A 21968-nucleotide genomic window follows, 5' to 3' on the forward strand; every position below is an offset into this window, starting at 1 on the left:
CTCCCGCCGCGGGTCCGGCCCGCCCGCCGCGGGCCGGGGGGGGGGGGGCGGTGGGGGGCCCCCCACAACCCGCCCCGGTGGCCCGCCGCGCGCGCCGCGGGCGCCGGACTACCGGGGGCCGGGGGGCCCGCCGCCCCACGGTTCATAGGCCAGCCTACATGCCGAGCGAAGCTTTGTAGAGCTTGATCTGGTTGTCGCGCCCGATCTGGTCGGTCAGCTTCTCCCATGCCGCCGCGATGGCGTCGGCGCCTTCCTGCGCCTTCATCTTGCCCGCGAAAGTGTTGGCCAGGATGTCCTCGGCGGCGCTGTAGTACTGGAAGATGCCGGGGATGCGTGGCTCGATCGCCGCGTTCGGATGGTTGTAGCTGTCGGATTCGGATTTGAGGTAGGAGGTGATGAAGGCCTCGTCGTAGCCGGCCGCCACCCATTCGGGAATATCGAAATGCGAGTTGCGGTAAGGCTGGAAGCCCGACGGATACATCGCCGTCCAGATCGACAGGTCCTTGCCGCCGAGATGGGCTGCAGCGGACCATGCCGCCTTCTTCTTCTTTTCGTCGGCATCGACGCGGGCCATGACATAGACGCCCCAGCCGAGATAGGCGCAGTTGGGCGCATAGTTCGGGCCGCTGGGGAGCTTGTCCCAGGCGCCGGTCTTCGCATTGTAGACATCGTCCGAGCCCGGCAGGATCGAGAAGCCGGTGACGTCGCCGACGACGGAAGAGTCGTTGGTCTTGACGTTGGAGCCGACGTCGCCCCACCAGGTGACCATCGAGCCGGTGCCGGCCAGGAACTGCTGGAAGGCGGTCGTGTTCGGATCGGCGTTGATCTGGTCGGCGGGTTCGGAGGGCAGCGCGTCGATGACGTCCTGGATGGCGCGCACCCAGGCCGGATTGTTGACGCGCGGCTTCATCGTGTCGGCGTCGAACAGCCAGGCCTTGTCGTCGGGGTGCTTGGCATAGGCGGTGGCGCGGCTGCCAAGGAAATAGAAGCCGAAGCCGCCCCAGGGCTTCGGCGCGTCGAGATAGCCATAGACGTCCTGGTCCTTGAGCTTCTTGCCCTTTAGGAACTTGGTCACCGCCTGAACCTGCTGCCAGGTCTTCGGCACGCCCCATTCACCTTCGCCGCCGCCGTCCTTCCAGGCCTTGGCGAGGTCGGCATCGGCGAACACGTCGGTGCGGTAGTTGAAGTTGTGCGCGTCGCCGTCGACGGTCACGCGGTATTGCTTGCCGTCCCAGGTGCCGACCGGCGGCTTCAGATAGCTGACCAGATCGTCGAAATCGATCTGGGTCTTGACCCAGTCGGGCATTTCCGACGTCAGGCCCTTGCCGCAGACATCGCCTTCGAACGGCGCGCCCATTTCGATGATGTCGAAGTCGACGGTCCCGGTCGCGATCGACTGCTGCAGGCGGGCGTTGTAGTCGGCCTGCGCCAGGTCGATCCAGTTGATCTTGGCGCCGGTATAGGTCTCCCATGGCTTCAGGAAGCCGCGGAACAGCACATTGTGCAGGTTCTGGTTGTTGAGACCCATGAAGGTCAGCTCGACGCCGGCGAATTCGCCTTCCTTGACATTGGCCTTGGTGGCTTCGAGGCAGAGTTCACCGACCTTCTGGAAATCGGCGTCCGTCGGCTGGCCTTTGCCGACGCCGGGGATCTGCAGGATTTTTGTGCGCAATTCGCTTGCCGCGGAGGCCGGGCGCATCAAGGCGCCAAGTCCGGCGCCGGATGCGGCTGCGATCGCGGCCATGCTTGCCGCACCCTTCAATATGTCGCGCCTTGTGGCGCCGGCTCGAACCAGTTTGTCGTAAAGACCCGTTCTCATCGCCTATTCCTCCCAGAACATCAGTGTGAATAAATCGGCCAACTGTCGGACGCCGGAGCGCCAACGATGCTCCCGTTTCGGAAACGAATTAGGCAGGACCCCACTCTGCGTCGATTGAAGTTCCGATTGCGGATCGGGCACCGACATTTTGACCAGCGCCTGCCACTATTCTCACAACCCAACGCCGTGTCAACGAGAGCGGGTTTTTATCTATAAGGGACCGACTTGCCCTGGCAGGTCGCGTTGGTTAGCTTCTGCGCCTACGGCTAATGGAGCCGATGGGGGAGACATGGCGCAAGTCGCGATCAGCAAGGTGGCCAAGGCCTTTGGAACGGTCAAGGTTCTGCACGAAGTCAGCGTCGACATCGCAGACGGACAGTTCGTGGTGCTGGTTGGCCCCTCGGGTTGCGGCAAGTCCACGCTGCTCAGGATGGTGGCCGGGCTGGAGACCGTCTCCGCCGGCACGATCGCCATCGGCGACCGCGTCGTCAATCATCTGCCGCCGGCCAAGCGCGACATCGCCATGGTGTTCCAGAACTATGCGCTCTATCCGCACAAGACGGTCGAGCAGAACATGGCCTTCGCGCTCAAGCTCAGGAAAACCGATCCGGCCGTGGTCGCCGAGCGGGTCAAGCGCGCCGCCGACATCCTCGACCTCAACCCCTATCTGAAGCGCTATCCCCGCCAGCTTTCCGGCGGCCAACGCCAGCGCGTGGCCATGGGCCGCGCCATCGTGCGCAATCCGCAGGTGTTCCTGTTCGACGAGCCGCTGTCCAATCTCGACGCCAAGCTGCGCGTGCAGATGCGCACCGAGATCAAGGAACTGCACCAGAGGCTGAAGACCACCACCATCTACGTCACCCACGACCAGATCGAGGCCATGACCATGGCCGACAAGATCGTTGTCATGCGCGACGGCCGCATCGAGCAGGTCGGCGCGCCGCTGGAACTGTTCGACCGCCCGGCCAACCTGTTTGTCGCCGGCTTCATCGGCTCGCCTTCGATGAACCTGCTCAAGGGCACCATGCGCAAGGGCGACAAGCCCGGTGTCGACATCGCAGGCACGCTGTTCCCGATCGGATCGGGCAATGCCGCGCAGGACGGTCAAGCGGTCGTCTATGGCGTGCGACCGGAGCACCTCGAGATCCATCCCGACGGCGTGCCGGCGAAGATTTCGGTGGTCGAGCCGACCGGCTCGGAAACGCTGGTGTTCCTGCGCTTCGGCGAAGGCGAGATGGTGGCGCTGTTTCGCGAGCGCCACGACTTCAAGCCGGGCGATACGCTGAAGCTGAAGCCAAGGCTCGACCAGATCCATCTTTTCGACGCAGAGACCGGCAAGCGTCTCTGATCCCAACTCACGAGGAATACCATGCTCAAAGGCATCAACCCGCTGCTCAATGCCGACGTGCTGCAGGCATTGCGGGCAATGGGGCATGGCGATGATCTGATCATCGCCGACACCAATTTTCCGTCCGATTCGGTGGCGCGCCAGACGGCGCTCGGCCGCGTGCTGCGCATCGATGCCTCGGCCGCGCAAGTGGTCAAGGCGGTGCTGTCGCTCTACCCGCTCGACACGTTCGTCGACGATTCGGCCGCGCGCATGGAAATCGTCGGCAAGCCGGATGAGATTCCTGCAGTGCAGAAGGAAGTGCAGAAGGAAGTCGATAAGGCCGAGGGCAAGTCGTGGCCGATGATCGCGGTCGAGCGCTACGCCTTCTACGAGCGCGCCAAACAAGCCTATTGTGTCATCCAGACCGGCGAACGCCGCTTCTATGGCTGCTTCGCCTTCCGCAAGGGCGTCGTGCCGCCGGATGCGGAGTAGCGGCATGGCTTCGGGCAAGCCGGTCGTCATATTGGGTGTGTTCGTCGCCGACACCGCCTACAGGGCGCAGCGGCAGCCGCGCATGGGCGAAACGATCCTCGGCACATCCTTCACGCTGGGTCCCGGCGGCAAGGGCTCGAACCAGGCGGTGGCCGCCGGCAAGCTCGGCGCCGACGTCACCTTCCTCACCCGCCTCGGCGTCGATCCCTTCGCCGACATGGCCAGGCAGACCTGGGCGCAGGCGGGCGTCAAGGATGCCGTCATCGATACGCCGGAAAGCTACACCGGCGCGGCCTACATCTTCGTCGAGGAGACGACCGGCAACAACGCCATCATCGTCAGCCCCGGTGCTGCCATGCTGATCTCTCCAGCCGATATCGAAGCCAATGCCGCATTGATCAGCAATGCCGGTGTCTTTGTCACGCAGCTCGAACAGCCGATCGAAGCAGCCATGCGGGCGTTGGAGATCGCGCGTGGGGCAGGGGTGACGACGATCCTCAACCCAGCCCCTGCGGCAAAGCTTCCCGACCGCATCTACACGCTCTGCGACTACCTCACCCCCAACGAGACCGAGACGGAGGAACTGACCGGGATGAAGGTGTCCTCGGTCGACGAGGCGCGAGCCGTCGCCGACAGTCTGCTCAAAAAGGGGGTCGGCACAGTCATCGTCACGCTCGGCGACAAGGGCGCGCTTTTGCACTCGAAAGATCGCTCCGACCACGTTCCAGCCGTCAGCGCCGGCCCGGTGGTCGAAACCACGGGGGCAGGCGATGCCTTCAATGGCGGGCTTGCCGCAGCACTTTCGAGGGGCGTGGAGCCGCTGCAGGCGGTGCGCTTCGCCTGCGCCGTCGCCGGAATCTCGGTGACCCGGCCAGGGACCGCGCCATCTATGCCGACGCTTCGGGAGGTCGAGGCGCTGCTGGAGAGAGGATGATCTTGCGCGGCCAGACGTCTGCACGGGCCGAACGGACCTGAGTGACCTCAGGTCTCTTGGACCTCAGGTCTCTTGCAAGACAACATTTTTGACAATCAATGTCGACATTTCTCCAAAGCCAAGGGCTTGATACCCTTGAGAGAAATGGCGCGAGTGACGGGGCTCGAACCCGCGACCTCCGGCGTGACAGGCCGGCACTCTAACCAACTGAGCTACACCCGCGCATGGCGAACACGTGTCAGCCGTGTTCGTCGTTGGGGCGCTGGATAAGGGGTTCGCCACCGGGTGTCAAGCGCACCAAACCATCATAACAGCAAACAGGAGAAGGTTTTTTGACAGCCGGCGTTTTGTTGGCAAAACCGGCATCCAACCAGGGCGCCCTGCGCTCATTTGGCCTTGCGAAGCGGACCCTGACCGCTTAAAGGTCCGGCCCGGAGCGGGCGATTAGCTCAGTTGGTAGAGCGCTTCGTTTACACCGAAGATGTCGGCGGTTCGAGCCCGTCATCGCCCACCATTCACACGATCTCCGGTGCGCACGATCTCCGGTGCGGTTGTCAGCCGTTTGGCGACATAGATGCTGTGGTCTGGCAATCCCGGCTCCCGCAACACTGCGAATCCGATGGCCCTGTAGAAGCGCAGCGCGTTGTGATTGTCCGGCATCACTTCGAGGCAAAGCCCGCGTGATCCGAGCGCGGCGAGCCTTTGCTCGAGAAAAGCCATCGCCCGCCGGCCGATGCCTTTTCCACGCGCTTGCGGCAACAGGTCGATATGACCGTGCGAAGGGTAGGCAGCCAGGGCCGGCGGAATGGTGAAGTCGCGATGATGGATCTGGTGGCGAGCCCAGTCGCTGCCGCTCCAGCGTGTGCGGTCGGGTCCGGGATCGGTCACCCGCGCGCGAAGGCGCGGGTACCACTTTGCTGCCAGGCCGGCATTGAAAGCCTTTGTGTCTTTTGCACCCAGCAGATAGCCCGCGGCGCCCGTTGGCCCATCGACGATGAAGGCGAGGTCGGGCTCCAGCACCTGGTAGGGGATGGTGTAGATCTGGCCCAACAGATCCGGAGCGTCTTCGCGACCGGTTGCATCCTGGCCGGCATCACCGGTCTTGAGGCAGATCATGGCAAGTGCTGGATGGTCTGCCTCGGTCGCCTGGCGCAGGAAGAAGCCATCGCCGAAATCGATGATCATGGCGGAACGAGCCGGAAATCGCTGCCTTCGGGCAGCAACTGCCCACCATCGACGACGATGGTCGTGCCGGTGATGTAACTGGCATCGTCCGAGGCGAGGAACAGGAAGGCATTGGCGACGTCGCGCGGGCTGCCGAGGCGGCCAAGCGGGATGGAATCCTCCATGTTCTTGATGAACGCCTCGCCGCGATGCAGCTCGATCGCTTCGGTCAGGATGTTGCCGGGCTCGACGCCGTTGACGGTGATGCCGTAGCCGGAGAATTCCAGTGCCGCGGCGCGGATGAAGCCGTTGATGCCGGCCTTGCTGGCCGAATAGTGGCCATGGCCCGGGCTGGTGACATGCGGACCGGTGATGGAGGAGGTGTAGAGCATGCGGCCGAAGCGTTGCGCCTTCATCGGCACCAGGGCCGCGCGGCTGGCATTGAAGGTGCCGCGCAGATTGACCGCCATGACTCGGTCCCAGTCGTCGGCGCTGGTGTTCTCGATCAGCTGCCAGGGATAGATGCCCGCATTCTGCACGATGATGTCGAGACGGCCATGCTGCTTCAGCGCCAGCGCCACGGCGGCCTTGGCGTCGCTCATTTGCGAGATGTCGGTGCGGATGAAGGGGACGCCCAACTCGCCAGCGGTCGCTTGCCCGGCTTCGACTTCGGTGTCGGCGAGCACCAGCTGCGCTCCCTCTTCGGCAAAGCGGAGCGCAATGCCCTTGCCGATGCCGCGGGCGGCGCCGACGATGAGCGCCACCTTGTCTTTTAGCCGTCCTGTCATGCGAGCCGTCCTGTCATGCGAGTCTTTGGCGAATGGTTTGCTTGAAGGCGTCGAGCAGCACCGCGGCCAGCACCAGCAGGCCATGAATCACCTGGGTGAAATTGGCCGGCAGGCCCATCAAATTGATCGCCGTGTTGATGGCCGAGAGCAAAAGCACGCCGGCATAGACGCCGGGGAGGGTGCCGACGCCGCCTTTGAGGCTGACGCCGCCGATGACGACCGCGGCGAAGGCGTTGAACAGCAAGCCGACGCCGAGATTGGCGGTGGCGCCCGACGTGCGGATCGCCAGCAGCCAGCCAGCGAGGCCGGCGATGGCGCCGGCGAGCACGAAGGCGATGATGAGATTGCGGTTCACCCGGATGCCGGCGCGGAAGGTCGCCGTCTCGTTGCCGCCGATCATCACCAGATGCCGGCCGAACGGCGTCTTGGCCATGATCAGCGAAAAGACCACGAAACAGCCAACCGCGATCCAGGCGGTGAGCGGCAGGCCGACAAGGCGCTGGATGCCGAACCAGCGGATGGCCGGCGCCAGGTCCTGCGCCGAGCGGCCGCCCGACACGACCAACACGAGGCCGCGCACCCAGATGTAGGACGCCAGCGTGATGATGAAGGCGCTCATCTTCACCTTGACCACCAGATAGCCGTTGAAGGCGCCGATGAGACCCCCGACTGCCAGCGCCAGCAGCAGCGAAACCGGAACCATCAGCCACTCGGGATGCAGCTGCACGCCCATGCCGATGCCCGACGAGCAAAACAGGATGCCGACCGCCATGGCGCTGAGCGCTGCGACGGATTCGACCGACAGATCCATGTGACCGGCGATGATCACCAGCGCCAGGCCGATCGACATGACGCCGAGCACGCTCGAAGCCTCGATGATGTTGGCGAAGATACCGAGCTGAAAGTAGTTCGGGACGAAGATGGAGAAGACCACCAGCACGAACAGCAGCATGAACCAGACGAGGTTGTCGAGTACGAACTCCAGGGCTTTGCGTGTGCGCGGGTTCATGGGCTGATCCGGTTGGCGCCCCCGCGAAATCAACTCGATTCCGTCGGGTTCAGGCGCGGATTCAAATTCGCCACGGCATCCTTTCGGACGCGGCGTTGTGAAAAGGCAGGCTCCGGGCCGCTACGGCCCGGAGCGCTTCAGATGACTATTCGACCGACTTGACGGTATCCGTCGGCGGCTTCTGGTTGCCCCAGAAGGCCGGATTATCGACGTTTTCCTTGGTGATGGCGGCACCGGGGATCTTGATGTTCGGACCCCAGGATTCCTTGGTCACGGTCGATTTCAGGCCGAGCACGTCGTATTCGCCGGGCTTGATTTCCTGCTTCTTGACGATCTTGTCCATGAACATGGCGACAGCCGCGGCCTGCGCGTAAAGCGGCTGCTCGATTTCGGCGTTGAGCCAGCCCTTGCGGATCAGGTCGAGGCCGACCGGAGCGCCGTTCGAGCTCATCAGCATGACGTCGCCCGGCTTCTTGCCGGCCGCCTCGAGCGAGGCGACGGCGGCGACCGATAGGTGCGCGGCATGGCTGAAGATCAGGTCGATGTCGGGGTTGGCTAGCATCTGGTCGGCAACGATTGTGCCGGCATTGCTGGCTTCCCATTGCATGGCCGGAAGCGAGATGATCTTGACGTCCGGAAATGCCTTCATCTTCTCCTCAAAACCCTTCTGGATGTCGAGCGTGTAGGGATCGCCGGGATCGCCGAGCACCTGCAGAACCTTGCCCTTCACCGAGCCGTTCTTGGCTTTCAGCAGCTTCTCGGCCTGATCCGCGGCGACGTAGCCGATCTCGACCGTTCCGGCGACAGAGGTGAAGTCGGACGGGGTCGAGGTGATCTGGCGGTCGAACTCGACCACCGGGATGCCGGCGGCGCGCGCGGCTTCGATGGACGGTTTCAGCGCATTGAAGTCGACTGCAGCCAGGATGATGGCCGCCGGCTTCAGCGCGATGACGTCGTTCATCTGCGATTGCTGGGCGTCGGTCTTGTTGTCGGCGTTCAGCGTCTTCATCTCGTAGCCGGTCTGCTTCAGGAACAGTTCCAGCGCGCTCACCGAGCCGGTCTGGAACTCGTCCAGCAGGGTCGGCACCATATAGTAGACGATACCCTTGGACTGGGCGAATGCCGGCGTGAGCGTGGCAAAGGCCAGTGCAAGGATACCGAAGACAGCAAGAAGTATTCGCTTCATGTCGTTCGCTCCTCTTAAGCCGGACCCCTCTTTTGTCCCTCAGCCTGTCGGTCCGGCACCGGCAAGCGTCTCGCCGGTGATCATGTTGATCACCGCGTCGGGACTTGTTTTATTGCGTGCGACATCGCCGGCCACGACGCCTTGGCGGATCACCACGATCCGGTCGGCGACCTGAAAAGCCTGCTGCATGATATGGGTGATGATGACGACGCCGATGCCCTGGTTGGCCACCTGGCGGATCATGTCGAGACCGCGCCGCGTCTGTTCGACACCGAGGGCGGCGAACGGTTCGTCGAGCAGCACCAGCTTGCCGCCCCAGTGCACGAAGCGGTTGAGTTCGATGGCTTGCCGCTGGCCGCCCGAAAGATGCTCGACATTGGCGCGCAGCGAGGGAATGCGGGTGCCGGCATTGGCCAGCGCCTTTCCGACGACGGCTTCCATGGCGCGCTCGTCGAGCACGGGAATGCCGAGAAACTTGCGGGTGATCTCGCGGCCCATGAAGAAATTGGCGACCACGTCGACATTGGTGCACAGCGAGAGATCCTGGTAGACGGTCTCGATGCCGGCCGCCTTGGCCTCGGCCGGTGATTTGGCGAGGAATTCCTTGCCCTCGAACAGCATGCGGCCCGATGTCGGCTCCAGTCCGCCTGATATGATCTTCACCAGTGTCGATTTGCCGGCGCCGTTGTCGCCCAGCAGCGCCACGACCTCGCCCTTGCCGATCGAGAAGCTGATCCCCTTGAGCGCTTCGATCGCGCCATAGTTCTTGGTGACGTTGTCGAGCACCAGCAGGGGTTCACTCATGCCGCAATCTCCCTGCCTTTGAGAAGGTCGCGCTCGCGTTCGCGTTCGGCCGCGAACATCTGCCCGAAGCGAGGTGACAGAACCCCGGAAACCGCCAGGGCGGCGGCGCCGCGCAGCACGGAATGCTGTCCGCCGCGCGCGACCACGACCCTGGGCGTCGTGCGGTCCTTGCGGGCCGAGACGGAGTTGTGCAGGCCCGCGGCCGAACCAGCCAGCATTTCGAGCAGGTCGGTGGACGCCAGCCCGCCGAGGATGACCGTCTCCGGGTCGAACAGGTTCTCGATGACGGCGACGGCGTTGTGAAAGATCGGTGCGACTTCGGCCACCCAGTCCGCCTCGCTGCCGTTCCAGCGCCGGAGCGCCTCGAGCGACAAATATCTTTCGAGGCAGCCGCTGTTGCCGCAAGGGCAGGCTTCGCCGCCGGGAATGACGGGAATGTGTCCGATCTCGCCGGCATTTCCCCAGGCGCCGCGCAAGGCGCTGCCGTCATGAACCATGACGCCGCCAAGGCCGACGCCGAAATAGAGATAGTAGTATTCGGAAAACTGGGCGCCGAGGCCATAGAGGCGCTCGCCCATGGCGGCCGCGGCCATATCGGTTTCAAAGAAGGCCGGCAATCCGGTGGAGGCCGCCAGCCGTTCGCGCAGCGCCACGTCCTTCCAGCCGGTCATGGTGGTCGGCCCCACGAAACTCATGGACTCCACGTCGAAGGGGCCGGGCAGGGCCATGCCGACGCCCAGCACCCGTCCGCCAGCCCGCAGTCTGGTCAATTCCACCACCATCGCCCCGATCAACTCGAAGGCGTGGTCCGGCGTCGCGTTCGGCGCTTCGCGGTAGATGCTCTCGATCACGTCGCCGCTCAGATTGATCAAGGCGGCGCTGATACCAAGCGGGGTGATGTGGATGCCGACGGCATAGCCGCCCTCGGGGTTGATCCGGAGCGTCGCCGGCGGCAGGCCGCGCCCCTTCGGCTCTTCGCGCAGCGACAGGATGTAGTCCTGATCTTCCAGTTCGCGAACGATGGTCGATACGGTCTGGACGGTGAGGCCGACGCGCCGGGCGATCTCGCCGCGCGCGATCGGCCCGTGCAGGCGGATGGACTCAAGCACGATGCGCCGGTTGTATGGCCGCCCGAACTCCTGATTGGTCCCCCGCAGTGCCATGCCTTGCGCCCCTTAGGAGAGGATAGCTTGGCACCGCTTATTTATTCAGTCAAATGGAATTCAAAAATAAATGATAGTGAAACACAAATCTTGGGAAGGCCGGGTATGGACGTACCCGGTTCAGGACCTGCCCACACGCCGCCCTGGCCGATTGCCGCCATGGCGAAACCTCTTCAATGGTGAGCGAACCCGCGACCGTTGATGACAAAGCATGGAGCAAAGATGATCGAATTGCCGTTTGCCCGCGACGAGTACCGACAGCGGCTTCGCAAGATCCGCACCGAGATGGCCAAGCGCGGTCTCGAGCTTCTTGTCGTCAACGACGTTGCCAACCAGCATTACATCACCGGTTATGACGGCTGGTCGTTCTACACGCCGCAAATGGTGCTGGTTCCAATCGAGGAGGTCGAGCCGGTCTGGATCGGGCGCGCCATGGATGCGGCCGGCGGTCTTCTGACAGCCTGGATGAAACCGGAAAACGTGGTCGGCTTTCCGGAAGACCATGTCCAGCGAGGCGATCGCCATCCCATGGACTGGATTGCGAACTGGATTGTCGCCAGGGGCTGGGGGAGCCGCCATATCGGCATCGAACTCGAAGCCTATTATTTCTCCCCCAAGGCGCACGCCCGGCTTGTCGCCGGACTTCCCAATGCAAAATGGCACGATGCCGACCTGCTGGTGAACTGGATCCGGGCGGTCAAATCGGCGCCGGAGATCGCCTATTTGCGCAAGGCATCGACGCTCGCCGAAGCTGCCGTCACGCGAGCCTTCGAGGTGATCGCGCCGGGCGTTCGCGAATGCGACGCCATCGCCGCCATCCAGGCGGCGCAGATCGCGGGCAGCCCGGATTTTGCCGGCGACATCACAGCACTTCCGCCGACAATCCTCGGTGGCGAGAATGCCTCGGCGCCGCACATCATGTGGAGCGATAGGCGGTTCGGAGAAAACGAGACGATTGCGCTGGAACTTGCCGGTGTTTGCCGCCGCTATGCCGCCGGCCTCGCCAGGACCATGCAGCTTGGCAAGACGCCGACAAATGTCTCGGATACCGCCAAAGCGGTGATCGAGGGCATGGACGCGGTGCTCAACGCGGTCAGGCCGGGAACGACTGCCGAAGCGGTCGAAGCTGCCTGGCGCAAGGTCATCCAGCGTTATGGACTGAAGAAGGAATCGCGCATCGGCTACTCCATCGGCGTCGCCTATCCGCCGGATTGGGGCGAACACACGATCAGCCTCAGGCCGGGCGACAAGACGGTGCTTGAACCGGGCAACGTCGTTCATTCCATCCTTGGCATGTGGATGGACGGCTGGGGCATCGAGGTCAGCGAGACCATCCTGGTCACCGAAACCGGCCACGAGACCCTGACGAAGTTCCCGCGAGAGATCCATGTCAAATCCTGAGGGTTCGGCCACGGCGGGTGGTGTTGCGAAAACCGTGACGACCGATATCGACGCCGGAATTCTCGACCGGATGATCGAGGTCCGTCGCCATCTGCACCGCAATCCCGAGCTTTCGAACCAGGAGGCCGGCACGCAGCGTTACCTCAGGCAGATGCTGGTGGATCAGGGAATCGTCGACATTCGCGACGTCGCCGGCTTTGGCCTTGCCGTCGATATTGTCGGCGCCGGCAGGCCGTCAAATCGAAAGATCGCCATTCGCGCCGACATCGATGCCTTGCCGATCGAGGAGGAGTCCGGTGTCGATTATGCATCGACGAATCCAGGCGTGATGCATGCCTGCGGTCACGACGCCCATGCATCGATGGCTTTCGCGGTGGCCGCGCATCTTCACCAGTCGCGGGACAGTTTTGGCGGTACCGTTCGCCTGATCTTCCAGCCGGCGGAGGAGGACGAACCGTCGGGCGGCAAGCGGGTGGTGGAAGAGGGGCTTCTCGACGACATCGACGCCGCCATCTGCGTCCACGTCGATCCGTACACACCGACCGGCAAGATCGCCGTCGGCTCCGGTCCCCACACTCTGGCCTGTGACACGTTCGATGTGGCCGTCATCGGCTCGGCGGCACACGCGGCAAAACCGCATGAAGGTGTCGATGCGTTGGCCGTGGCTTGCTCCCTGGTGAGCGAATTGCAGAAGATCGTTTCGCGCGAGACCGATCCGTACGATCCGCTGGTGATTTCCGTCACGGCCATCAATGGCGGCAACGCATATAATGTCACCGCCGGCAGGGTCACGTTGAAAGGCACCATCCGCAGCGGCAGCGATGCAACCCGCGAGCGGGCCTGGCACCGCGTTCGTACGATAGCCGAGGGTATGGCGACGAGCCACGGCGCGCGTGTCGAGGTCGACATCCACAAGGGCGAACCCGGCGTCGTCAACGATGTCGAGATGACAGAGCTGATTGCCGCCAGCGCCAAGGCCTGCATCGGTGCCGACAACGTCCTCAACACGCCCGGATGGACGATCGCGGACGACTTTGGCTACTACAGCGAGAAACGTCCTTCGGTCTATTTTCGGCTGGGAATCCGGAACGAGGAGATCGGATCGGTCTTTCCGCTCCATCACGCCCGGTTTCGTATCGACGAGGCCGCGTTGAAGGTCGGCGCGACCACCTTGGTTGCGGCAGCGACGGCGTTTCTGTCGACGGGAGCGCCTTAGTCAGCCATCATGATGGTCATCGGCGCATGGGGCAGGAGCCTGGGATCGCTTACAGATACTGGGCGACCTTCTTGCCGACCGTGAGGAAGCGCAAGGGATCGATCGCTTCGCCATTGTGGCGGACTTCGTAGTGCAGATGCGGGCCGGTCGAGCGGCCGCTGCTGCCGGTCTTGCCGATGACGGCGCCGGCGTCCAGTTTCTCGCCGACGGTCACGTCGATCTCGCTGAGATGCCCGTAACGTGTCGCAAAACCATTGCCATGGTCGACTTCAACCATGCGGCCATAGCCGCCGTTCCAGCCTGCCTTGGTGACGGTGCCAGGCGCCGTGACCTTTGCGGCCATGCCGATCGGCGCCCTGAAATCCATGCCGGAATGCAGTGCTGCGGTGCCGAGGATCGGGTCGGTGCGCACGCCGAACGGGCTGGTGACGGAGTGGCCCGGCGCGGGGTTGGTCAGCGGCAGCTGGCGCGCTTCTTTCTTGAGATGATCGAGCGCATCAAGCGCTTCGTCCAATTCCTTGACCTTGCTGTCGAACATCATCGAACTGTCGAGCGGGATCAGCGGTCCGCCGACGTCGCTGTCGCCCTTGCCGAAGTCGCTGTCGACGGGCAGTCCGGCCGCCTCGAGCGCCTGGGTGATGGCATCGGCGCTCTTATAGGCATTGTCGGCAAGCGTGCTGATGCGGGTCAGTTGATCACTCTCGATGGATTTCAACGACTGGTTGATCGAGACGAAGAGCTTGTCGGCACGATCGGCGGCTGAATCATTGGGCAGCGGATCGGAGCGGGTTGACCACAGCGAGAACGGCCTTGTGTCGCCGGCGCCGAGATCGGCGCTCAGGCTGGCGACCGCATAATTCCGCGCGGGCTCCTTGATGCTGCCGGTCACTTCGGCGCGTTTGTCCGGCTTCGCAGCCGCTGCCGGATCTTCGGCCGGCGCTGCGCCGACTTCGCTCTCGGCGCGTTCGAGCAGCGGACCAAGGCGGCCATGACGCTGGCTCAGCTGGCTCTGGCGTTCAAGCAGTTCGCTGACCTTGGTTTCCATCAGCTGCTGGTCGAGCAACTGCCGGCTGGTGATGCGGTCGACCTGGGCGCGAAGCGCCGAAATGCGATCTTCATAGGCTTGCTGCATGCGCGCCTGACGCGCCGTTGTGGCGCCGATCAAATCGTCGCGCAGCACGAGATAGGAGGTGGCCATGAGGTAGCCGACGGCAATGGCGGCCAGCGCCGAGCCGATAAAGGCCGCCAGCCACGGTCGGATCGTAAAATGCCTGATCTCGTTGCCCCGGGCGATGATGACCGTATGGGGCTCCTTACGCTTGCCGAAGACTGCGGACTGACCGGTTGCGTTCACGGGACCAAGCTTTCGTTTACGACACCACGACAGCTTGATTACACATTATTAGGGTTAACAAAGGCTTGCCGCGATAGCTTGCTCACAGCGATTGCCCGCCAGGCGTGCGTAAGGTTGCAAGGGAACCTGGGCCAGCCTCGCCGGCAAACCTCAAAGCGCGCGAACGGCCTCGAGTACCTCTTCGGCATGGCCCTTGACGCGGACCTTGCGCCAAATCCTGGCGATCCGTCCGTCGCGGCCGATCAGGAAGGTCGCGCGCTCGACGCCCATATACTTGCGGCCATACATCGATTTCTCGACCCACAGATGGTAGGCCTCGATCACCTTGCGCTCCTCGTCGGCGGCGAGGTCGATGGTGAGATTGTATTTCGACTTGAACTTGTCGGCTTCTTGACGGGGTCGGGCGACAGGCCGATCACCACGGCGCCGGCCTTCTCGAACTCTGGCTTCAACTGCGAGAAGCTGATCGCCTCCTGCGTGCAGCTTGTTGTGTCGTCCTGCGGATAGAAATAGAGCACGATGGGCTTGCCGGACGATGCGGCAAGGCTGACCGATCCGCCGCCGTCCCGCGGCAGGTCAAATTGCGGCGCAAGATCGCCTACGTCGAGGTCAGCCATACCGATGCCCTTGTTTGAGGTTACGCGCGAAGCCACACCGATATAGTGTCGGACGGGGATTCGTCCACGATCGAGTTCGTACAACGGAAAATTGCGTGGATCAGGAGCGACCGCAGCACGAGAAGATCCGGTTCAGGCGTGATGAGATCACCGACCTGGGGACCTTTCCGTCCGCCTGCCGTGTGCCGCCGCTTGGTCAGGCGTCGATCGGACGCGGTTTTCGCATCCTGTCGCGACTGTTCGCCGGTCTGGTCGCTTTCGTGCTGCTGGCCGCCGTGCTCGTTTATCTGGTTGGCGCCTCCGGCATCGGAGCCGACCGGCTTCGCGCCGAGGCGGAAACGGCGCTTGAGAAACTGGCGGGCGTCGATGTCAATGTCGCGGTCGGGCCTGCCCGCATCACGCTCGACGGTTCGAGTTTCATCGCGCTTCAGGTCAGCGACGTCAGCTTGAAGACATCAGACGGCAAGCCGATGGCCGATGCCGGCCGCGTGCGCTTCGGCGTGCGTCTGTTCCCGCTGCTGTGGGGAGATGTGCGGCTGACCAGCGCCAGGATCTCGGATGCCCGCATCGTCGTGGCGGCGATGCCGTCAGGCGGCGACTGGACCGCCGGCCTGCGCAATGCGGACGGCCTCATCGATCCGGAGAAGCTGTCCGCCGCGGTGTTCGGAAACATCAACCACGCACTCGATGCCGTGCGGGAGGATTCGCTGCGTCGCATCGATCTTCGCAATGTCGAATTCGTGCTGCCCGAAACCGGAGCGATCAAGCTCGTCAAGATCACCGACGCCACCGTCGTGCAGTCGGGACCGGGCGGCATGCAGTTTTCCTCGAAGGCGGATATCGACGGCAGGACGCTTACGGTTGCCGCTACCGCCACCCGTGATATCGCGGCGCACCGGGTCACGGCGCTGGATGCGAGCGTCGATCTGGCCGACACCGGCGACGCGGCGGCCGCTGCCGGCAAGTTGGGACCCGTCGCGTTGAAGCTGACGGGATCGGAAGGGTTCGGCGTGAACGCATCGCGGCTGACGGCCGCTTTGTCATCGACGGGCTCTGTCCTCGATCTCGGCACGCGAGGATTGCTGCCGGCGGACGTCGATATCAATGCGACGCTGGTTGCTGGCAGCAACAAGGTCCAGGTCGACAGATTGCTGCTGAAGACCGGCCGCTCGACATTCGATTTCGCCGGTTCGATCGGGCCGAAGCCGGCAAGCGGAGCGGTGGGTGAAGAGCCCTCCTATCGCTACGACCTGACCAGCGACGGGTCGTCGCTTGCGCCTTCGGAGTCGCCCGAGCCGGCGCTCACCTTCCTCGCCCGGATCGCCGGTGTCTACAACACGGTGAGCCACAAACTGGTGGCCGAGCAGATCGCGCTTCGGTCCGCCGGCTCGGGCGAGATGCTTGGCACCGCCGCCGTGGCGTTCGTCGACGGCAAAGTGCCGGGGATCAATCTGGCGTTCAACATCCACGACATGCAGGTCTCTCACGTCAAGCAGCTATGGCCGTGGTTTTCGGCGCGCAATGCCCGGCTGTGGGTGCTGGCAAATCTGTTCGGCGGCCGTGTCGTCGACGCCAACCTTCAGTTCCAGGTGGTGCCGGGCCGGCTGGGCAACGGCGTGCCGCTTTCGGCCGATGAGGTGTTCGGCCGCTTCCAGATCGAGGGATCGCGCTTCGACACCGCCGGCCGCATCCCTCCGATACGCGATGCGGTCGGCGTCGTCGGTTTCCACGGCAACGATGTCGATATCTCGCTGTCCTCGGGCACCGTCTACATGCCCAGCGGCCGCACCGTGGCGGCCAGCAACGGCACGCTGACGGTCAAGGCGGCCAACCGCCCGCCGGTCGTCGGCGCGCTCGACATCGATGTCGACGGCGACGCATCCGCCGTTGCCGAACTCGCATCCTACGAGCCGATCAACGCCATGCGCCATGTCGGCATTCTGCCGGAGGACCTGTCGGGCAGCGTCACCGGTCACGTCAAGGCGGATATTCCGCTGCAGTCCGGCGTCGACTCCTCGAAGCTCGATTGGCTGGTGTCGCTCGACTACACCGGCATGTCCCTGGCCAAGCCCTTCGAAGGACAGGTCGTGACGGATGCCGACGGTTCGATCACGGTCGACCCCGAGAAGGCGGTGATCGCCGCCAAGGCGTTGCTGAACGGCATTCCGGCCGAACTCGATCTGATCGAGCCGCTCAGGGATGAGGGGCCGGCGCGCAGCCGCAAGGTGGCCCTGGTGCTCGACGACAAGATCCGCGCCGCCGCCATGCCCGGCCTGAAGCCGCTGCTTGCCGGAACGGTGAAGGTGGCGATCGACAAGAACGGCAGCGGCGACCAGAACGTCTCGGCCGATCTGACCAACGCCAGGCTGGACATTCCCTGGGCGGGCTGGAGCAAGGGGGCGGGGGTGCCCGCCAACGTCACCTTCGTCATGACCAAGTCCGGCGACACCACGACGCTGTCCGATTTCAATCTCGACGGAAAGACGTTCTCCGTCGACGGCAGCATCGTGCTGGTCAATGGCGCCTTGTCGTCGGCGCGGTTCAGCAAGGTCACCTTGAACAGAGGCGACGACGTTGCTGTGTCGGTGAAGCGGTCCGGCAAGGGCTATGCGGTCGACATATCGGGCAATGCGCTCGATGCCCGCTCGCTCATCAAGCAGTTCACCTCCGACGTCGACACGGCTACCAAAACCACCGGTTCCGACGCCATTTCCGTCAGCGCCGATGTCGACCGGCTGACCGGTTTCCACGACGAGCAATTGTCCAATCTGAAGCTCGACTACAGCGCGGCCGGCTCGCGGGTGAACGGGCTGAAGGTCAGCGCCACGGCCAGTTCAGGTGCGGCCATATCGATCAGCAACACGACCGGCGCCGGCCGGCGCACGCTCAACATGCAGTCCGCGGACGCCGGCGCCATCCTGAGGTTCCTCAACATCTACGAACATATGGAAGGCGGCGTGATCACGCTCGCACTGGCCGGGCCGAGCGACGGATCGCTCAAGGGCAAGGTCGACACCAGCAACTTTTTCGTCGTCAACGAACCGAAGCTCGCCTCCATCGTCTCGACCACGCCGGCCGGCGACAACCGCAGCCTCAACCAGGCGGTCAAGGGCAAGCTGGACACGTCGCGGGTGAAGTTCGAACGCGGCTACGCCGAGATCGACAAGGGCAGCGGCTATCTGAAACTGGCCAATGGCGTGCTGCGCGGACCGCGCATCGGCACGACGTTCCAGGGGACGCTCTACGACCAGAACAACAACATGGACATGACCGGCACGTTCATGCCGGTCTATGGCCTCAATCGCATCTTCGGCGAATTGCCCATCGTTGGCGCGCTGCTCGGCAATGGCCGCGACCGTGGCCTGATCGGCGTCACCTACCGGCTCAAGGGCAACGCCAACAAGCCGTTGCTGGACATCAATCCGCTGTCGGTGATCGCGCCCGGAATATTCAGGTCGATTTTTGAGTATCGGTGACCGAGTTCAAATCGGCCGTATCAGAATGTGTTTTTTCTTTCCCAAGGAAAGCTTTACGACGTTTTCCGGACTCAAATCCTGAGGGGTCACCAGCCGGCGCTCGTCGCTCACCGGCTCGTCGTTCAGGCGCACGGCGCCGCCCTGCACATGCCGCCGCGCTTCGCCGTTCGACGCCGCCAGTCCGGCGGTGACCAGCAGCGACAGGATGCCGACGCCGGTTTCGAGCGCTGTCCTGTCGACCTCGACGGTCGGCAGCGACTCCGCGAGCGCGCCTTCCTCGAACGTCTTGCGCGCCGTATCGCTGGCTTGCTCGGCGGCCGCGCGGCCGTGCAGCAGGGCGGTGATCTCGGTGGCGAGGATCTTCTTGGCCTCATTGATCTCGGATCCGCCGAGCCGCTCGAGCCGCGCCACTTCGTCCAGCGGCAGCGTCGTGTAGAGCTTCAGGAAGCGGGCGACGTCGGCATCCTCGGTGTTGCGCCAGTACTGCCAGAATTCGTAGGGGCTCAGCATCTCCGCGTCGAGCCAGACCGCGCCCGAAGCCGACTTGCCCATCTTGGCGCCCGACGAGGTGGTGAGCAGCGGCGTGGTCAGTGCATAGAGCTGCGCGTCCTCCATGCGGCGGCCGAGATCGATGCCGTTGATGATGTTGCCCCACTGGTCGGAGCCGCCCATCTGCAGGCGGCAGCCGAGACGCTTGTAGAGCTCGACGAAATCATAGGCCTGCAGGATCATGTAGTTGAATTCGAGGAACGACAGCGACTGCTCGCGATCGAGCCGCAGCTTGACGGAATCGAACGCCAGCATGCGGTTGACGGAAAAGTGACGACCGACATCGCGCAGGAAATTGACGTAGTTGATCTCCATCAGCCAATCGGCGTTGTTGACCATGATGGCGTCGTTGGGACCGCTGCCGAATTTGAGGTAGGGCATGAAGTTGCGGCGGATACCGGCAAGATTGTCTTCGATGTCCTGCGGGGTCAAAAGCTTGCGCGCCTCATCCTTGAACGACGGGTCGCCGATCATCGAGGTGCCGCCGCCCATCAGCGCGATCGGCCGATGACCGGTCTGCTGCAGCCAGTGCAGCATCATGATCTGGATCAGCGAGCCGGCGTGCAGGCTCTTGGCGGTCGCGTCGAAGCCGATATAGGCGGTCACAGTCTCCTTGGCGAAGATATTGTCGAGACCGGCATCATCCGAAGTCTGGTGGATGAAACCGCGCTCGCTCATCGTGCGCAGGAAATCCGATTTGAAGGCAGGCATTTTTTCTATTCCCGAAAGCGTCCGGCCGCTGTGGCTCAGGCGTGCATGAACGCGCGCGTTTAGCATCCAAGCGCGATCAGCAAAAGTGCTTTCCGGTTTTGCGACTGATCGCGCCAGACAAAGGTCCAGCATCAGCAAAAGTGCTTTCCGGTTTGCAGCCCGCGCGGAGGGCGTTTGCGAATCCTTGCTTCGTCGTTTGGGCTGGCGTATTGAGGCGCCGCGCAGGGCAGGGCCTGAGGCGCCGCGACGGGGCCATCCCGCAGATCAGATCCGGAAAGCTCCGCGATGAACAGGAACTATCTTTTTCTCTTTCTGTTCAGCATGCTGATGACGTTCAGCGGACTGGCGAGCCTTCCACCCATCGACCGCGACGAATCCCGTTTTGTCCAGGCCACCAAGCAGATGGTCGAAACCTCCGACTATGTCGACATCCGTTTTCAGGATGCCTCGCGCTACAAGAAGCCGATCGGCATCTACTGGCTGCAATCGGCGGCCGTGGCGCTGAGCGGCGAGGGGGCGGCGGCGCCGATCTGGGTCTACCGCCTCGTCTCCATGCTTGGCATTGCCTTGGCCGTCGTCGGCATCGCCTGGACGGGCACGAAGCTGTTCGGGGCCAATGCCGGTCTCGCCGCCGGCCTGATGATGGCGGCGATCTTCGCCACCGCCTTCGAGGGCCGTGACGCCAAGACCGACGCCATGCTGCTGGCCTGCTGCGTGGCGGCGCAAGGCGCGCTCGCCCAGATCTATCTGGCATCGCGCCGCAACGAACCGGTAGCCGCCCATCTGCCGTGGATATTCTGGGCCGCTCAAGGCCTTGGAATCCTTATCAAGGGGCCGGTGGCTCCGCTCCTGTCGTTGCTCACGGTCGCCGCCCTGTTTGCCTTCGAGCGCGACTGGCGCTGGCTCCTGAAGCTGAAGCTGGTGCGCGGTGTCGCTCTGGTGGTGCTCATCGTGTTGCCCTGGGTCGCCCTCATCACCTGGAAGAGCGGCGGCACCTTTCTCAGCGATGCCGTCGGCAAGGACATGATGGCCAAGGTCGCCTCGGGCGAGGAATCGCACGGCCTGCCGCCCGGTTTCTACATGCTGACCTATTCCTTGTTCATGTGGCCGTTCGGCCTGATCGCGGTCGGCGCCGGGCTGCAGGCCCTCAACCGTCTGCGCGACGATCCCCGGCTGCGTTTCTGCCTCGCCTGGTACATTCCGTTCTGGCTGGTATTCGAGCTGATCCCGACCAAGCTGCCGCACTATGTCCTGCCAGCCTATCCCGGCATGGCGCTGCTGATCGGCTGGCTGCTGACATTGTCGCCGCAGGAGGCGAATGCGCCGCTCAGGCGCTGGCAGGACTGGTTGTGGTGGTCGACCGCATTCGGTCTTGCCGTGGTCAGCCTTGGCCTGGCGGCGGTCTGCGTCGGAGCGCCGATCTATCTCACCGGCTCCTTTTCCTGGTTGAGCATCCCGGCCGCCGCGGCGGCGCTGGCGGCAGGGTATTTCGCTTTTTCGCGACAGCTGCAAGTGCCGCTCTCCCGCATCGGCGCCATCGCGGTCTGCGCCGGCATCACCTATGGATTGTTGTTCGGCGTCATCGCGCCTTCGCTGAAACCGATCTGGCTGAGCCCGGCGATCGAGGCGGCAGTCCAGGCCAACAGGCCTTGCGACACCACGGTGCTCGCCTCAGCGGAATATCACGAGCCGAGCCTGGTGTTCCTGGTCGGCACCAAGACGGTCCTGACCGATGTCGATGGCGTCGCCAAGCATCTGCTCGGCGATCCGGCCTGCGCGCTGGCGCTGGCACAAATCGGCGACGAGCAGAAGCTGAATGGCCTGTTGGAGGCGCAAGGCAAGTCGGCGAGCCGCGTTGCCGAGGTCGACGGCCTCAACTATTCGTCGGGAGACAAACTGTCGCTCGGCCTCTATCGTGTAAGCCAGTGACGGCTCGCCGATGCCCATGACGGCAA

16 protein-coding genes, 2 tRNA genes and 1 pseudogene are annotated in these 21968 nt (G+C 63.7%); 8 read left to right on the forward strand and 11 right to left on the reverse strand.

The window, feature by feature from the left end:
• Nucleotides 1-154: 154 nt before the first annotated feature.
• Complete coding sequence (locus tag AC0L2D_RS14095) at nt 155-1819, reverse strand: ABC transporter substrate-binding protein (RefSeq protein WP_473541364.1); 1665 nt, start codon at nt 1817-1819, stop codon at nt 155-157.
• Nucleotides 1820-2108: 289 nt separating this feature from the next.
• On the opposite strand from AC0L2D_RS14095, the gene AC0L2D_RS14100 reads away from it, so the two are divergent.
• From AC0L2D_RS14100 to rbsK, 3 genes are read left to right on the forward strand one after another with little or no spacing between them, the layout of a single operon-like run.
• Nucleotides 2109-3167 carry an ABC transporter ATP-binding protein gene (locus AC0L2D_RS14100; protein WP_024504587.1) on the forward strand — a complete coding sequence of 353 codons (1059 nt, stop codon included), beginning with the start codon at nt 2109-2111 and terminating at the stop codon, nt 3165-3167.
• A 21-nt stretch (nt 3168-3188) separates the two neighbouring features.
• The gene (locus AC0L2D_RS14105; protein ID WP_027162392.1) at nt 3189-3641 is read left to right on the forward strand and encodes an RbsD/FucU family protein; all 453 of its coding nucleotides are present in this window, start codon (nt 3189-3191) and stop codon (nt 3639-3641) included.
• 4 nt (nt 3642-3645) lie between these two features.
• Nucleotides 3646-4575 (forward strand): ribokinase, encoded by a 930-nt coding sequence (gene rbsK / locus AC0L2D_RS14110; protein ID WP_473541365.1) that lies wholly within the window; start codon nt 3646-3648, stop codon nt 4573-4575.
• Between the two features lie 145 nt (nt 4576-4720).
• On the opposite strand, the gene AC0L2D_RS14115 is transcribed toward rbsK, so the two are convergent.
• Nucleotides 4721-4797: transfer RNA gene (locus tag AC0L2D_RS14115), tRNA-Asp, on the reverse strand.
• Nucleotides 4798-5013: 216 nt separating this feature from the next.
• On the opposite strand from AC0L2D_RS14115, the gene AC0L2D_RS14120 reads away from it, so the two are divergent.
• Nucleotides 5014-5089: transfer RNA gene (locus AC0L2D_RS14120), tRNA-Val, on the forward strand.
• On the opposite strand, the gene AC0L2D_RS14125 is transcribed toward AC0L2D_RS14120, so the two are convergent.
• The 6 genes from AC0L2D_RS14125 to AC0L2D_RS14150 all read right to left on the reverse strand — a co-directional run bounded on the left by AC0L2D_RS14125 (nt 5077) and on the right by AC0L2D_RS14150 (nt 10689).
• Complete coding sequence (locus AC0L2D_RS14125) at nt 5077-5760, reverse strand: GNAT family N-acetyltransferase (protein WP_473541366.1); 684 nt, start codon at nt 5758-5760, stop codon at nt 5077-5079. The two genes, AC0L2D_RS14120 and AC0L2D_RS14125, sit on opposite strands and share 13 nt — an antisense overlap.
• A complete protein-coding gene (locus AC0L2D_RS14130) occupies nt 5757-6527 on the reverse strand; it encodes an SDR family NAD(P)-dependent oxidoreductase (RefSeq protein ID WP_063171951.1) in 771 nt (256 codons plus the stop codon). Before AC0L2D_RS14130 ends, AC0L2D_RS14125 begins: the two co-directional genes overlap by 4 nt.
• A 13-nt stretch (nt 6528-6540) precedes the next feature.
• Complete coding sequence (locus tag AC0L2D_RS14135; RefSeq protein ID WP_013532177.1) at nt 6541-7536, reverse strand: ABC transporter permease; 996 nt, start codon at nt 7534-7536, stop codon at nt 6541-6543.
• A gap of 145 nt (nt 7537-7681) precedes the next feature.
• Nucleotides 7682-8722, reverse strand: a complete 1041-nt coding sequence (locus AC0L2D_RS14140) for a sugar ABC transporter substrate-binding protein (RefSeq protein WP_027162389.1) — start codon at nt 8720-8722, stop codon at nt 7682-7684.
• Between the two features lie 39 nt (nt 8723-8761).
• Nucleotides 8762-9526, reverse strand: a complete 765-nt coding sequence (locus AC0L2D_RS14145) for an ATP-binding cassette domain-containing protein (protein ID WP_013532175.1) — start codon at nt 9524-9526, stop codon at nt 8762-8764.
• The gene (locus AC0L2D_RS14150) at nt 9523-10689 is read right to left on the reverse strand and encodes an ROK family transcriptional regulator (RefSeq protein WP_013532174.1); all 1167 of its coding nucleotides are present in this window, start codon (nt 10687-10689) and stop codon (nt 9523-9525) included. Before AC0L2D_RS14150 ends, AC0L2D_RS14145 begins: the two co-directional genes overlap by 4 nt.
• Before the next feature lie 222 nt (nt 10690-10911).
• Here AC0L2D_RS14150 and AC0L2D_RS14155 point away from each other — a divergent pair, with 222 nt between their 5' ends.
• Together AC0L2D_RS14155 and AC0L2D_RS14160 are read left to right on the forward strand one after the other, a co-directional pair.
• Entirely contained in the window at nt 10912-12090 is a 1179-nt protein-coding gene (locus AC0L2D_RS14155; protein ID WP_473541367.1) for a M24 family metallopeptidase, read from the forward strand.
• Entirely contained in the window at nt 12077-13306 is a 1230-nt protein-coding gene (locus AC0L2D_RS14160) for a M20 metallopeptidase family protein (protein WP_473541368.1), read from the forward strand. The genes AC0L2D_RS14155 and AC0L2D_RS14160 overlap by 14 nt, the downstream gene beginning before the upstream one ends.
• A gap of 49 nt (nt 13307-13355) precedes the next feature.
• Here the strand turns inward: AC0L2D_RS14160 and AC0L2D_RS14165 are convergent, their stop codons facing one another.
• Nucleotides 13356-14660, reverse strand: a complete 1305-nt coding sequence (locus AC0L2D_RS14165) for a M23 family metallopeptidase (protein ID WP_063167800.1) — start codon at nt 14658-14660, stop codon at nt 13356-13358.
• Nucleotides 14661-14810: 150 nt separating this feature from the next.
• Nucleotides 14811-15277: pseudogene (locus tag AC0L2D_RS14170) on the reverse strand (peroxiredoxin).
• Between the two features lie 95 nt (nt 15278-15372).
• Here AC0L2D_RS14170 and AC0L2D_RS14175 point away from each other — a divergent pair.
• Nucleotides 15373-18753 carry a hypothetical protein gene (locus AC0L2D_RS14175; RefSeq protein WP_473541369.1) on the forward strand — a complete coding sequence of 1127 codons (3381 nt, stop codon included), beginning with the start codon at nt 15373-15375 and terminating at the stop codon, nt 18751-18753.
• A gap of 6 nt (nt 18754-18759) precedes the next feature.
• Here the strand turns inward: AC0L2D_RS14175 and tyrS are convergent, their stop codons facing one another.
• Nucleotides 18760-20013 carry a tyrosine--tRNA ligase gene (gene tyrS, locus AC0L2D_RS14180; RefSeq protein WP_063171954.1) on the reverse strand — a complete coding sequence of 418 codons (1254 nt, stop codon included), beginning with the start codon at nt 20011-20013 and terminating at the stop codon, nt 18760-18762.
• Nucleotides 20014-20298: 285 nt separating this feature from the next.
• Between tyrS and AC0L2D_RS14185 the strand changes: the two genes are divergently transcribed.
• The gene (locus AC0L2D_RS14185; protein ID WP_473541370.1) at nt 20299-21942 is read left to right on the forward strand and encodes an ArnT family glycosyltransferase; all 1644 of its coding nucleotides are present in this window, start codon (nt 20299-20301) and stop codon (nt 21940-21942) included.
• Nucleotides 21943-21968 lie beyond the last annotated feature (26 nt).

Source organism: Mesorhizobium sp. WSM4833 (genome assembly GCF_055811095.1).

What these genes read in the sequence shown, in the direction of transcription:
- AC0L2D_RS14095 (WP_473541364.1), bottom strand. Translation starts at nt 1,819, where the DNA reads ATGAGAACGGGTCTTTACGACAAACTGGTTCGAGCCGGCGCCACAAGG.
- AC0L2D_RS14100 (WP_024504587.1), top strand. Translation starts at nt 2,109, where the DNA reads ATGGCGCAAGTCGCGATCAGCAAGGTGGCCAAGGCCTTTGGAACGGTC.
- AC0L2D_RS14105 (WP_027162392.1), top strand. Translation starts at nt 3,189, where the DNA reads ATGCTCAAAGGCATCAACCCGCTGCTCAATGCCGACGTGCTGCAGGCA.
- rbsK (WP_473541365.1), top strand. Translation starts at nt 3,646, where the DNA reads ATGGCTTCGGGCAAGCCGGTCGTCATATTGGGTGTGTTCGTCGCCGAC.
- AC0L2D_RS14125 (WP_473541366.1), bottom strand. Translation starts at nt 5,760, where the DNA reads ATGATCATCGATTTCGGCGATGGCTTCTTCCTGCGCCAGGCGACCGAG.
- AC0L2D_RS14130 (WP_063171951.1), bottom strand. Translation starts at nt 6,527, where the DNA reads ATGACAGGACGGCTAAAAGACAAGGTGGCGCTCATCGTCGGCGCCGCC.
- AC0L2D_RS14135 (WP_013532177.1), bottom strand. Translation starts at nt 7,536, where the DNA reads ATGAACCCGCGCACACGCAAAGCCCTGGAGTTCGTACTCGACAACCTC.
- AC0L2D_RS14140 (WP_027162389.1), bottom strand. Translation starts at nt 8,722, where the DNA reads ATGAAGCGAATACTTCTTGCTGTCTTCGGTATCCTTGCACTGGCCTTT.
- AC0L2D_RS14145 (WP_013532175.1), bottom strand. Translation starts at nt 9,526, where the DNA reads ATGAGTGAACCCCTGCTGGTGCTCGACAACGTCACCAAGAACTATGGC.
- AC0L2D_RS14150 (WP_013532174.1), bottom strand. Translation starts at nt 10,689, where the DNA reads ATGGCACTGCGGGGGACCAATCAGGAGTTCGGGCGGCCATACAACCGG.
- AC0L2D_RS14155 (WP_473541367.1), top strand. Translation starts at nt 10,912, where the DNA reads ATGATCGAATTGCCGTTTGCCCGCGACGAGTACCGACAGCGGCTTCGC.
- AC0L2D_RS14160 (WP_473541368.1), top strand. Translation starts at nt 12,077, where the DNA reads ATGTCAAATCCTGAGGGTTCGGCCACGGCGGGTGGTGTTGCGAAAACC.
- tyrS (WP_063171954.1), bottom strand. Translation starts at nt 20,013, where the DNA reads ATGCCTGCCTTCAAATCGGATTTCCTGCGCACGATGAGCGAGCGCGGT.
- AC0L2D_RS14185 (WP_473541370.1), top strand. Translation starts at nt 20,299, where the DNA reads ATGAACAGGAACTATCTTTTTCTCTTTCTGTTCAGCATGCTGATGACG.